This window comes from Rhizobacter sp. (genome assembly GCF_031412075.1).
Taxonomy (GTDB): Bacteria; Pseudomonadota; Gammaproteobacteria; order Burkholderiales; family Burkholderiaceae_C; genus Rhizobacter.
The window spans coordinates 1-11,302 of record NZ_JANOCG010000056.1 but is presented as its reverse complement, the minus strand read 5'-3'; the positions used below and the strand labels follow the sequence as shown (position 1 = coordinate 11,302).

Annotated in this window: 13 protein-coding genes; 8 read left to right on the top strand and 5 right to left on the bottom strand. The window is 64.7% G+C overall.

Going from position 1 to position 11,302, the window contains the following annotated elements:
* Positions 1–810: chaperonin GroEL (gene groEL / locus RMO40_RS01995; protein ID WP_309715553.1), on the top strand; the 810-nt coding region annotated here is incomplete at its 5' end.
* On the opposite strand, the gene RMO40_RS01990 is transcribed toward groEL, so the two are convergent.
* Positions 697–2,040 (bottom strand): hypothetical protein, encoded by a 1,344-nt coding sequence (locus RMO40_RS01990; RefSeq protein WP_309715550.1) that lies wholly within the window; start codon positions 2,038–2,040, stop codon positions 697–699. The two genes, groEL and RMO40_RS01990, sit on opposite strands and share 114 nt — an antisense overlap.
* Positions 2,041–2,214: 174 nt before the next feature.
* Between RMO40_RS01990 and RMO40_RS01985 the strand changes: the two genes are divergently transcribed.
* The 3 genes from RMO40_RS01985 (at position 2,215) to RMO40_RS01975 (ending at position 5,896) form a co-directional block, all read left to right on the top strand.
* The gene (locus tag RMO40_RS01985) at positions 2,215–4,374 is read left to right on the top strand and encodes a DUF1631 family protein (protein WP_309715548.1); all 2,160 of its coding nucleotides are present in this window, start codon (positions 2,215–2,217) and stop codon (positions 4,372–4,374) included.
* A 237-nt stretch (positions 4,375–4,611) separates the two neighbouring features.
* A complete protein-coding gene (locus RMO40_RS01980) occupies positions 4,612–4,803 on the top strand; it encodes a hypothetical protein (RefSeq protein WP_309715545.1) in 192 nt (63 codons plus the stop codon).
* 304 nt (positions 4,804–5,107) lie between these two features.
* Complete coding sequence (locus RMO40_RS01975) at positions 5,108–5,896, top strand: TSUP family transporter (protein WP_309715542.1); 789 nt, start codon at positions 5,108–5,110, stop codon at positions 5,894–5,896.
* A 49-nt stretch (positions 5,897–5,945) separates the two neighbouring features.
* On the opposite strand, the gene RMO40_RS01970 is transcribed toward RMO40_RS01975, so the two are convergent.
* Positions 5,946–6,827 carry an alpha/beta fold hydrolase gene (locus tag RMO40_RS01970; RefSeq protein ID WP_309715539.1) on the bottom strand — a complete coding sequence of 294 codons (882 nt, stop codon included), beginning with the start codon at positions 6,825–6,827 and terminating at the stop codon, positions 5,946–5,948.
* Entirely contained in the window at positions 6,824–7,516 is a 693-nt protein-coding gene (gene yihA, locus RMO40_RS01965) for a ribosome biogenesis GTP-binding protein YihA/YsxC (RefSeq protein WP_309715536.1), read from the bottom strand. The genes RMO40_RS01970 and yihA overlap by 4 nt, the downstream gene beginning before the upstream one ends.
* Before the next feature lie 63 nt (positions 7,517–7,579).
* Between yihA and RMO40_RS01960 the strand changes: the two genes are divergently transcribed.
* From RMO40_RS01960 to msrQ, 4 genes are all read left to right on the top strand, one after another.
* Entirely contained in the window at positions 7,580–8,203 is a 624-nt protein-coding gene (locus RMO40_RS01960) for a c-type cytochrome (RefSeq protein ID WP_309715533.1), read from the top strand.
* A 49-nt stretch (positions 8,204–8,252) separates the two neighbouring features.
* Entirely contained in the window at positions 8,253–8,672 is a 420-nt protein-coding gene (locus RMO40_RS01955) for a hypothetical protein (protein WP_309715530.1), read from the top strand.
* A 77-nt stretch (positions 8,673–8,749) separates the two neighbouring features.
* A complete protein-coding gene (gene msrP, locus RMO40_RS01950) occupies positions 8,750–9,742 on the top strand; it encodes a protein-methionine-sulfoxide reductase catalytic subunit MsrP (protein WP_309715527.1) in 993 nt (330 codons plus the stop codon).
* Between the two features lie 2 nt (positions 9,743–9,744).
* The gene (gene msrQ, locus RMO40_RS01945) at positions 9,745–10,395 is read left to right on the top strand and encodes a protein-methionine-sulfoxide reductase heme-binding subunit MsrQ (protein WP_309715524.1); all 651 of its coding nucleotides are present in this window, start codon (positions 9,745–9,747) and stop codon (positions 10,393–10,395) included.
* Here the strand turns inward: msrQ and RMO40_RS01940 are convergent.
* Both RMO40_RS01940 and RMO40_RS01935 read right to left on the bottom strand, forming a co-directional pair.
* Entirely contained in the window at positions 10,392–10,655 is a 264-nt protein-coding gene (locus RMO40_RS01940) for a hypothetical protein (RefSeq protein WP_309715522.1), read from the bottom strand. The genes msrQ and RMO40_RS01940 overlap by 4 nt on opposite strands.
* Positions 10,656–10,679: 24 nt before the next feature.
* Positions 10,680–11,302: S8 family serine peptidase (locus RMO40_RS01935; RefSeq protein ID WP_309715518.1), on the bottom strand; the 623-nt coding region annotated here is incomplete at its 5' end.

The window sequence follows — 11,302 nt, the reverse complement described above, 5'->3', positions numbered from 1 at the left end:
GGCTTCGGCGACCGCCGCAAGGCCATGCTCGAAGACATCGCCATCCTGACCGGCGGCAAGGTCATCGCAGAAGAAGTCGGCCTGACGCTCGAGAAGGTCACCTTGGCCGACCTCGGCCAAGCCAAGCGCGTTGAAGTGGGCAAGGAAAACACCATCATCATCGACGGTGCTGGTGCCACTGCCGACATCGAATCGCGCGTCAAGCAAGTGCGCGTGCAGATCGAAGAAGCCACCTCCGATTACGACCGCGAAAAGCTGCAAGAGCGCGTGGCCAAGCTGGCTGGCGGTGTGGCGGTCATCAAGGTCGGTGCTGCCACCGAAGTCGAGATGAAGGAAAAGAAGGCCCGCGTTGAAGACGCACTGCACGCTACCCGCGCTGCTGTGGAAGAGGGCATCGTGGCCGGTGGTGGCGTGGCGCTGCTGCGCGCCCGCCAGGCCGCTGGTGTGATCAAGGGTGACAACCCCGATCAAGACGCTGGCATCAAGCTGGTGTTGAAGGCCATCGAAGCGCCGCTGCGCGAGATCGTCGCCAACGCCGGTGGCGAGCCGAGCGTGGTGGTCAACGCCATCCTGGGTGGCAAGGGCAACTACGGCTTCAACGCTGCCAACGACACCTATGGCGACATGATCGAAATGGGCATCCTGGACCCGACGAAGGTGACCCGCACTGCGCTGCAAAACGCAGCATCGGTGTCGTCACTGATGCTGACGACCGAAGCCATGGTCGCTGAGTCCCCCAAGGACGAAGCTCCCTCGGGCGGCGGTATGGGTGGCATGGGCGGGATGGGCGGCATGGGCATGGACATGTAAGTCCAAGCCGCTGCGGGCCAGACTGGCCTTCCGCGAAAGGGCTGCTTCGGCAGCCCTTTTTCTTTGGTCGTTCAGTGGGTTGTTTAACTGGCCGTTCATCAGGTTGTTCAGCTGTTCTTCGGCAGCAGAAGCCGCGCGGCTCGCCTGCGCACGTGTTGCCGGCACGCACAGGTCAATGCGTCGCAGGTTGGCCACGTTGTCATACGGCGCGCTCTCGAAGCGCACCCGCAAGCCGGTCCCCAGCACCTGCACGATCAGGTCGGGCCGTTGCTCGATGGCCGACCGGCCCTCGGCCACATGCTGAAAGCGGAACAGGTAGTTGCCCTGTTCGTCCGTCATCGCCTGGCCCAGATGCTCGCGCCCGCCGCCGCCGGTGTAAGGCGCTCCGTCATGGCGCTCGGCCGGCGATCGTGTGTAGCGTTGAAAGCGCAGCAGCAGGCCGGGCGCCGGCTCGACCTGGTAACGCTGGCGCACCGCCATGTCGCGGATGTTGGCGATCGCCGCCAGCTCGGTGTGCGCCAACCGCCCGATGCCGGCCTGCATCGGCAAGGCCTTGAACGGCACACGTTTCACGGTGGTCTGCAAAGCACTCACCGCGTCGTCTTGCGACGCCATGGCGTCGATGTCGGCTGCGCTCAGCGCATGAGACTGGAACAGCAACCCCACCGCCACATTGGGCAGCCCGCTGGGGATGACCAGCGGCGTGAGCTCGGGTGTTGCATCGAGCCGCGCGCGCAGGCGCTCGGGGTAGAGCTTTTCGACCACCTTCAGCAGCTGCGGGCAACGTGTGCACACCGCGACCAAGTCGAAAGGCGGATCGACCACGAGGTAGTCGTCGCGGCCGGGGTTGAAAAGGCAGGCGCCGGTGTAGGTTTTGACGTTGCCGTAGACCACATGGTCGGCCTGGCTGGCGGGCAGCGAGCAGGCGATCACCAGGTCGTCGAAATGATCGTCCAGGCCGCCATCGTTCGACGCGATCTCGGCGCGCAGCAAGCCATCGGCGACCGTGGGCAAGCCGATGCGTTGCGCCGAGTCGCGCCAGGCTTGGCGGGTGGGCTGGTGCTGCACTTGCAACGACCACTGCGAGCCGGTGACCACGACGGTCGTGCCGACGGTTCCGTCGTGCACCCCGTTGCCGGTGGCTGCCCCGCTGACGATGAAACGCTGTGCATACGCGGCGTTGCGGCTCTTGACTCGCAACGTCCAGCTTCCCTGCATGGTGATGGCCATGGTCGACTCTCCTGAAGATACCCAGGGCCTCCCTGCCTGATGACAAAGCGGGAACCCTTTGTGAGCGCAGTGTTGCTGCGAGGCGAGACGGAGTCCTTGAGCGACCTGAAAGGTTCTGAAACGCATGCGTGGGCCCACGGTTTGACAAGGCCCCGGCTCGCCTCAAAATAGCGCATGCCGATTGCACCGCTGCTCCAGCGCTTTGTCGACGACGAGCTCAGGCGCTCGGCTGACCTCATCTCTCGCACCCTGGTCAGCACGCTGGAGCAACTGCGGCAACCGCGCGACCACCTGCTCACCGCCAGTGAACGCAAGCACTACTTCGACCTGGTGCAGGTGCTGCAGCAGAACCAGGCGCTCTACCAACGCAGCTTCACCGATTCGCTGGCCAAGCTGGTGCAGGCCGAACTGGCGCCGCAAGCTCAAGCCGCTCAACCCGCCGGTGCGGCCCTGAGCCTGGGCGGGCTGGAGCTGATGGACGAGAACCGGGTCGAGTCCGACATCGAGATCTCGCGCGCCATTCAGCAGATCGACACCGGCGCCGAATGGGAGCTGCGCGAGCTGCAGACCTTCACCTCCACGCTGCGCGGCCAGGCCCACGTGACGGCCGAGTCCAACCCGCTGCGCCCGCAGTCATATGCGCGTGCCTTGTGGCTGGCCGCCGCGGCGCTGCCGGTAGCACCCGTGCAACAGGTGATCTTGCTGCGCGTGTCGGCCACCGTGATGGCTGGCCTGCTGCGCATGGCGTTTGCCGCCGCCAGCACCCGGCTCGAATCACAAGGCGTGACACCGGGCATCTACCGCACCGTGGTCATCGCACCCGGTTCGGGCCTGCGCGAAGAACCACCCGAGATGGACGTCACACGCCCGGGCGCACTCGACGGCCTGATGCGCAGCATGCCCGGCGGCGACACCGGCCCCGGCGGCAGCTCTGACGGCAAACGGCGCGCCCTGCCTACCGCCAGCCCCGCACTCGAGCAAGCCTTGCTGCGCGTCGAAGAGCTGCTGCGCCGCATGCCAGCCGCCGTGTCGGCCGGTGCCAGCCCGGAAGCACCTCGCCTGGCCCAGCACCGTGTTGCGCTGATGGCCACCACCGGTGAAACCGTTGACCGCCAGATCATCGAGCTGCTGTCGCGCCTGTTCGAAAGCATCTTGTCCGACCGCGCCCTGCCCGCCGGTCTGCACGCGGTGATTGCCCGGCTGCAGGTGTCGGCGCTGCGCATTGCGTTGCTTGACCCGAGCATGCTCGACGCCTACGACCACCCGGTGTGGGTGCTGATGGATCGCATCGTCAGTGCCACCACGGCCTACCCACACGCGAGCGACCCTCGCCTGGCTGCGCTGCTGAAGTTCTGCGAAACGCTGGTGGGCGACATGGTCGCCGAAGCGGTGCAAGACAGCGCGCTCTATCGCCGCGCCATGGCGCGCCTCGACACATTCCTCGGCGAACAGCTCCAGCAGCAGCAGCTTGCAGCGCAGACCACCATCGACGCCTTGATGCAAGCCGAGCAGGCCGAGCTGATGCAGTGCAACCTGTCGGCCCGGCTGGTCGAGCAGATGGTCCACATCCAGGTCAGCAGCGCGATCCGTCGCTTCGTCACCGTGAGCTGGGCCCGCGTGCTGACCGAGTCGGTGCTGCACTTTGGCGACCAGAGCCCGCAGACCGCGGGTTTCCTCAAGACAGTCGACGAGCTGCTGTGGAGCCTGAAGCCGCCCAGCCACCCGCAAAGCCGGCAGCGCCTCGTCGCGCTGCTGCCGCCCATGTTGCAACGCCTGCACGACGGCATGGCCTTGATCGACATGCCCGCGCCCGAGCAGCAAAGTGTGCTCGACGACCTGATGAAGCTGCACTCCGACGCCCTGCGCCCAGGTTCGCAGAGCGCACCCGCATCCCCCGAAGAAAAACTCTCGCCCGAAGAGATCGTGCGGCGCATGCGCGAAGAAGTGGCGCTCGAGCCCGAGCCGCTCGATGGCCCCGGCTTCAGCGACTCGCTGATCGACCTGTCCTCGATGGAAACCGTACCCGCCGCGCTGATGAACACGCCAGCCGCTGAACCCGGCAGCGACCCACTCGCTTGGGTCAAGCACATGGCCGTGGGCGAGCGCTACCGCGTGTTTTTGCATGGCGCGTGGACGCATGCGCAGCTGTTGTGGCGCAGTGAGCAGGATCAGTTCTTCCTGTTCGCCGGCGAGACCCCACAACGCACCCACTCGGTCAGCCGGCGTGCGCTGGTGCGATTACGCGGCGCCGAATTGCTGGGCCCCTTGCATGCGCACTCGCTGATCCAGCGTGCCGTCGACGGCATGTTGCGCAACCTGGCGCGGCCGATCTGACAAAGGTCAGCGGCGTGGTTCGTGGCAGATGTCACGGCCCGCTGGTCGAGGCCTGACACCCAAGCAACACGCGCCCCTCACACAACATGCAAGTGGCGTGAACTCATTCACACGCACGTCGATTACACAGGCCAATGCCGGGTATTGATCACTGACAAGCGAGCGGTGCACTTCCATACTCCGCCTCACTGCACAAGGGTGCAACTTGCAGCCAAGACGCTCTCAGCGGAGACCCTCATGAACCGAGACACCTCAGCGACCACCACCACCGCACGCGTTTTCAACGCGCTGATGCGCGCTCTGGCTCCCGCTGAAGAACTGAGTGTCGAAGCCGAATTGCAGCAGCACTTCCCGTTCACTCGCCTGGGCGAGGACACCTCGCGCCAAGCCCGCCTGCGCATGCCGACCACGGCTCCCGGTTCGCTCTAGGCCGCGAGCGGCTGCCTCGCCGCTCCTGCACTCCCTGAAAAAACACGCCCTCGCCCGGCGGTATCGCGCCGCACCGCGTCACGCCGCACGACGGGGGAAATAGCTTTATTGCACAGCCGTCCAGGCTGTCACGAAACGCGTGTGATACTCGCGGAAATTTCGCAGGCCAACCCAGCCGACGAAGTTTCATCGCCGCAACACCCATCCCTGAGCGCGGCCCGATGATGGCACCATTCCTGCGATCCGTTCTGATGATCGGGCCGTTCGGAATATGGTTGAGCAGACGCGGAATATACCAATATAGATGGAAACCCTCATATTGTTGGTAACCGGCGCATTGTCCGGTTTGATAGCGGGGTTGGTCGGCTTGGCAGGCGGTATTGTCGTGGTACCTGTTCTGACTTGGCTTTATGGCAGTGCAGCCTTGCACGATGCCATCGTCATTTCATGGTTTTCCGTGCTTTTCAATTCAATCGGTGCGGCGGCAAAACAATATCGAATCCGCACGCCCGAAGAGCGCAGCGAAATCATCGCCAGCTCCCGCTTCTATGTACTTGGCGCGGTGATCGTCACGCCGGTGGTGGCACTCACGCTCAATGGCGCCCGTCACCTCGTCACCCCGTCCTTGGTGGCCGTGCTGCAGCTGGGACTGGCCGCCGTGATGTTGTGGCCGGTGGCCGAATCCAACGGCGAGCGGGCTTCCAACAAGGTGCTCGATCTGTGCTTCGGCGGCTTGATTGGTGGTGTCTCCACCTTGATCGGCGTCGGAGGAGGCACTTACACCATTGCTTATTTTGTCTACGCGGTGAAGCGTAAATTCCAGGACGCCATTGCCACCGCCAACATGACGGGCTTGATCATTGGCGCCCTGTCGGTGGCAGGCTATCTGATTTCGTTGGCTTTTATGGATCCGAGCACCGACACCCAACAACCCAGCCCGATTTCCAAAGTGGGCATGGTGATATTGATCGTCAGCGGCGTCATATTTTCTTCGCTGGGCGTTCGTTTGTCGAGAAAGCTTCCCACCAAGGTACTGCGGAAGATTCTCGTGGTGGCGCTGATGATTTCAGCAATCCGTCTGTTGATGACCTGACGATCGGACAAGGGGTTGGCTTTCAACCCCTTGCATATTCCGGTATCGATTACCGACTCAACGCCCTCTCGATCTCGGCCGCCACCAATTTCGGGCGTTCATGCACGATCCAGTGCGTGGCGCCGGGAACCCGGGTTAATGTCATGTGGGGCACAAAAGCCTCCAGCCCATCCAGCAGACTGGCTGGCAAAGCCACATCCCCCTCGCCCCAAACCACATGGGTCGGCAGCCGAACGGTCACAAATTCGGGCGGGAAACTCAGGCCCATGACGGGGGAATCGGGCACGGTGGGTGGGCGAAGCGGGGACGCACGGTAATAGTTCAGAGCGCCCGTGAGGCCCGCGCGCCAGACTGCGCGGTACTGGTCTTTCACCGCCTCGGTGAGCCAGCCGGTGTCGCCCATGCCCGCCAGAAGCGGCCACATGCGGGCAAAGTCGTTCCCGCTGAGCTGGGCCTCAGCGTCCGGGCGGCACAAGAAGTTCATGTAAGCGCTTGCGGCCTGCTGCTCGGGGCTGGTTTGCAGCTCACGCAAGAAGATCGCGGGGTGCGGTGAGTTGATGATCACCAGGCGCTTCATCACTTCAGGGTGCTGGGCCGCCAGGTTCCAGGCCACCGCGCCGCCCCAATCGTGGGCAATCAGGGCTTCGAGCGGGCCGCCGACCTGCTGCTCGATCAAGGCCATCAGGTCGGCCATCAGGTGCTTGACACGGTAGGCCTGCACCTCGGCAGGTGCCGACGACTGCTCGAAGCCGCGCAGGTTGGGCGCGATGCAGCGGTAGCGGTCGCCGAAATGCGCGAGCATCTCGTCCCACACGAACGCCGCTTCCGGGAAGCCGTGCAGGAACACCAACACCGGCGCGCCCTTCGGGCCGGACACGCGGCAATGCAGACGGATGCCATGCGGCAACTCGGCAAAGAGGGTTTCATTCATTTGTTGTGCACCCAGTCATGCAGCACGCAGGCTGCGTCTCCCACACCCGACTTCTTCAGCGCCGAAAACAACGAGATGCTCACGTCGGCTTCATCGGTGGTCACTTCGCCCAGCACCGCCTGCGCGGTGGCCAGCGCTTCGTTGGCTTCACTGCGGTTGAGCTTGTCGGCCTTGGTCAGCAACACCAGCAGCTTGACCGCGCCGTTGCCCACACGCGGCGAGACAAACTCGAGCAAGCGGCGGTCGAGGTCGGTGAACCCGAGACGCGAATCGACCATCAGCACCACGCCGCTCAACCCACGGCGGATCTCCAGGTAGTCGGCCATCACCTTCTGCCAACGCAGCTTGGCGCCCTTGGCCACGGCTGCGTAGCCATAACCCGGCAGGTCGGCAAACAAGGCATCGGGCGCGAGCTTGGGGCCCAGCTCGAAGAGGTTGATGTGCTGGGTGCGCCCGGGCGTCTTGGACGCAAAGGCCAGGCGCTTTTGCTGCGTCAGCGTGTTGATGGCGGTGGATTTGCCGGCGTTGGATCGGCCGACGAAGGCAATTTCGGGCAGCTCGGTCTGGGGCACCTGGTCGAGCTGGCTGGCGGTGGTGAGGAAGCGCGCGGTGTGTGTCCAGCCCAGGGCGATCTTTTCTGCGTCGCCGGGCTTGGCGACCGGAAGATTGGAATTGTTTTGCTCGGTCATGCAGGCGCCCAAAGCTGGCATTGTAAAATCGCCGGGTTTTGCACCAAAAAATCACCCAAGCCCATGAAGTCCTTTGCTCTCCTGATGTCGAGTCTGATGCTGGTCGCCACCGCGATGGCGCCGGCCACCGCTGCCGAACCAGCCGCCAAACCCGATCTGGCCAAGGGCCAAACGATTTCCACCAACGTGTGCGGCGCCTGCCACACCGCCGATGGCTCGCGTGGCAGCCCTGCCAACCCCATCATCCAGGGCCAACACCCTGAATACCTGGTCAAACAACTCAGCGAGTTCAAGGCCGGCAAGCGTGTCAACGCGATCATGCAAGGCTTTGCCGCCACGCTGAGTGAGGCCGACATGAAGGACGTGTCCGCGTTCTACGCCTCGAAACAGGCCAAGCCCGGTTTCGCCAAGAGCAAGGACACCGTGGCCCTGGGCGAGAAGATCTACCGCGGTGGCATCGCCGACCGCAACGTGCCGGCTTGCGCTGGCTGCCACGGCCCCACCGGCGCCGGCATCCCCTCGCAGTACCCGCAGTTGCGCGGCCAGCACGCCGATTACACCGAAGCGCAGCTGAAGGCCTTCCGCGACGGCCTCCGCAAGAACAACGTCCAGATGACAGGCGTGGCCGCCAAGATGAACGACAAGGAACTCAAGGCCGTCGCCGATTACATCGCCGGCTTGCGCTGATTTCACTCGCACCCGCACGCGAAGGCCGGTTGTACACCGGCCTTTTTTCATGGCGCGGCAAGATGCCTCGGCCTATAGTGACGGCAGCCCCACTCTGTCCAGCGCCATGCCCTACATCCGCCGCGGCCCCGATGGTTTGATTGAAAGCCTGCACCGCTACGACACCGGCGACATGGAGTTCCTGCCCGAAGGTCACCGCGACCTGATGGCCTTCATCGGCCACAGCGCGGCCAACCCGAACGAGTTCGGCCGGCTCGACGCCGATTTCGTGCGGGTGATCGAAGACGTGATCGACACGCTGATCGTCAAGAACATCATCAACATCACCGACCTGCCCGGCGAGGCGCAGGCCAAGCTCTTTGCCCGAAAGAGCTTTCGCGAGCGTGTGGCGCGCAATTCGCTCAGACTCTTCTCCGACACACAGTTCGGTGCCGTGATCGACGACACGAATTTCGGCGAGTTGCCCTGAACCCTGTGTAAGGTTGCCGGCTCCAACGGCGACCGACGGTCAAGGGCACGCCGCCCCAACGCGCTTCAGGAGTTTCCATGCACTACCGCCAAGACCGTGGTTTCGACCACGGTGTCGCCTCGGACATCACCCCCCAGGCCGTCTACGAACGCCGCCGAGAGTTGCTCAAGCTGCTCGCCCTGGGCGGCAGCGGCGTGGCGCTGGCCGGCTGGGCCGCGCGCGACGCGATGGCGCAAACCGCGCGCCCGGGCAAGCTGGCCGCGCTGCCAGGCATGCGCAGCGGGATCGCCGGGGGTGTGACGATGGACAAGCTCACGTCGCACGCCGACGTGACCAGCTACAACAACTTCTACGAGTTCGGCACCGACAAGGCCGACCCGGCGCGCAATGCCGGCAAGCTGAAGACCCGGCCCTGGACGGTGGCGGTCGAAGGTGAAGTCAAGAAGCCCAAGGTCTACGACCTCGACGAGCTGCTCAAGCTGAGCCCGATGGAAGAGCGCATCTACCGCATGCGCTGTGTCGAAGGCTGGTCGATGGTGATCCCGTGGGTCGGCTATTCGCTCTCCGAGCTGATCAAGCGTGTCGAACCCACCAGCAAGGCCAAGTACGTCGAATTCGTGACGCTGGCCGATGAGAAGCAGATGCCCTTCGTCGGCTCGAACGTGCTCTCCTGGCCCTACGTTGAAGGCCTGCGCATGGACGAAGCGATGAACCCGCTCACGCTGCTGGCGTTTGGCCTGTATGGCGAGGTGTTGCCCAACCAGAACGGCGCACCCCTGCGCCTGACGGTGCCCTGGAAGTACGGCTTCAAGAGCGGCAAGTCGATCGTCAAGATCCGCTTCACCGAGAAGCAGCCGCAGACTTCGTGGAACGTCGCGGCGGCCCGCGAGTACGGCTTCTATTCCAACGTCAACCCGAAGGTCGACCACCCGCGCTGGAGCCAGGCCACCGAGCGGCGCATTGGCGAAGACGGCGTGTTCACCAAGAAGCGCCCCACGCTGATGTTCAACGGCTACGAGGCCCAGGTGGGGCAGCTTTACGCCGGCATGGACCTGGCCAAGTTGTTCTGACCATGTCTGCCGTGCTGTCGCCAACCCACCCTCCAGCTGTCAACACCCGCACCCGATCGCCCTGGCTGCACCCTGCGGCCAAACCCTTGTTGTTTGTGGTGTGCCTGCTGCCGTTCGGGTGGCTGTTGTATGGCGCCTTGGCCAACACGCTGGGCGCCAACCCGGCCGAGGCGCTGATCCGCGCCACCGGCGACTGGACGCTGCGCTTCCTGTGCATCACGCTGGCCGTCACACCGCTGCAGGTGCTCACCGGCCAACCTGCACTGCTGCGCTTTCGGCGCATGCTGGGCCTCTTCGCGTTCTTTTACGTGCTGCTGCACTTCCTGTCGTACGCCTGGCTCGACATGGGCTTCGAGCTGCAAGCCATCGTGGTCGACATCCCCAAGCGGCCGTTCGCGCTGGTCGGCTTTCTCGCCCTCTTGCTGATGGTGCCGCTGGCGGCCACCTCGTTCAACCGCGCCATCAAGGCGCTGGGCGCCAAACGTTGGCAGGCCCTGCACAAGCTGGTCTACGTCATCGTGCTGCTGGGCCTGCTGCACTTCTTCTGGATGCGCGCGGCGAAAAACAACTTCGCTGAAGTGGCGGTTTATGCGGTGGTAATAGCCGCGCTGCTGGGCTGGCGCCTGGTGCACCGGCTGCGCTCAAACGCCTAACGCCGCCGGGCTCGGGGCGAGGCGCGCACGACGGGCCGCGGCACACGCGGCACCGCCGTCATGGCTTCGGCGTTGATCTGCCACTCTGGCAACAAGTGCGCAATGGTGCGGGCGGTGCTTGCGCTCGCTTCCACCAGCAGCATGTCGGGCGCGTCGTCGATCACCTTGGCACCGGCGCGCAACACCACCATGGCCGTGTCCACCCCCGACTCGGCGTGGCGAGGGGTGGTGCCGGCGTAGCGCAAGACATAACGACTCATGGTGTTGAATGATAAGCCTGCGGCTCATTGCGCGAGGCCCGCTCCCTGCGCAAAAGGTGGCAAATCCATGTCGCGCGCGGTTTCCAAGGCCAGCCGGATGATGGCGTCCGAGCGCTCACCATCGCGCGGCAGGGCCAGCGTCTTCGCATCTGCCGCCAGCCGCCGCGCCACGGCGCCCGTGACGGCCGGGCAGGCCATCGAGGTGCCGTCCATCACACCAAAACGGTCGTGGGGAATGCACGAGATCACGCCCACACCCGGCCCCGCCACGTCGATCTCGGGGCCGGTGTTGGAAAAATCGGCGATGAAGCTGTGCTCCTTGCCCATGGGCGGCTGCACCGTCTGTACCTGCATCGCACCCACTGGCCAAAGGCCTTGAAAGCCAAGCGCCGAGACCGACAGCGACAGCGGGTGGCGCGCCGGCCAGGCCACGGCACCGCCGTCGTTGCCGGCAGCGATCACACACACCACGCCCCTGGCGCGCGCGGCCTTGATGGCCTCGCTGGTGGTCTGGTCGCTCGGGCCGCCGCCCAGGCTCAGGTTGAGCAGGTCGCAGCCGTCGGCCACGGCGCGGTCGATCGCCTTGGCGATGGCAAAGCTCGACGCCCCTTGCGCGTTTTTGCCAAACACCCGGTAGGCCCGCAGGC

Excerpts from the sequence above, each read along its gene's own strand:
- RMO40_RS01990 (WP_309715550.1), bottom strand. The coding sequence starts at position 2,040 with ATGGCCATCACCATGCAGGGAAGCTGGACGTTGCGAGTCAAGAGCCGC.
- RMO40_RS01985 (WP_309715548.1), top strand. The coding sequence starts at position 2,215 with ATGCCGATTGCACCGCTGCTCCAGCGCTTTGTCGACGACGAGCTCAGG.
- RMO40_RS01980 (WP_309715545.1), top strand. The coding sequence starts at position 4,612 with ATGAACCGAGACACCTCAGCGACCACCACCACCGCACGCGTTTTCAAC.
- RMO40_RS01975 (WP_309715542.1), top strand. The coding sequence starts at position 5,108 with ATGGAAACCCTCATATTGTTGGTAACCGGCGCATTGTCCGGTTTGATA.
- RMO40_RS01970 (WP_309715539.1), bottom strand. The coding sequence starts at position 6,827 with ATGAATGAAACCCTCTTTGCCGAGTTGCCGCATGGCATCCGTCTGCAT.
- yihA (WP_309715536.1), bottom strand. The coding sequence starts at position 7,516 with ATGACCGAGCAAAACAATTCCAATCTTCCGGTCGCCAAGCCCGGCGAC.
- RMO40_RS01960 (WP_309715533.1), top strand. The coding sequence starts at position 7,580 with ATGAAGTCCTTTGCTCTCCTGATGTCGAGTCTGATGCTGGTCGCCACC.
- RMO40_RS01955 (WP_309715530.1), top strand. The coding sequence starts at position 8,253 with ATGGCGCGGCAAGATGCCTCGGCCTATAGTGACGGCAGCCCCACTCTG.
- msrP (WP_309715527.1), top strand. The coding sequence starts at position 8,750 with ATGCACTACCGCCAAGACCGTGGTTTCGACCACGGTGTCGCCTCGGAC.
- msrQ (WP_309715524.1), top strand. The coding sequence starts at position 9,745 with ATGTCTGCCGTGCTGTCGCCAACCCACCCTCCAGCTGTCAACACCCGC.
- RMO40_RS01940 (WP_309715522.1), bottom strand. The coding sequence starts at position 10,655 with ATGAGTCGTTATGTCTTGCGCTACGCCGGCACCACCCCTCGCCACGCC.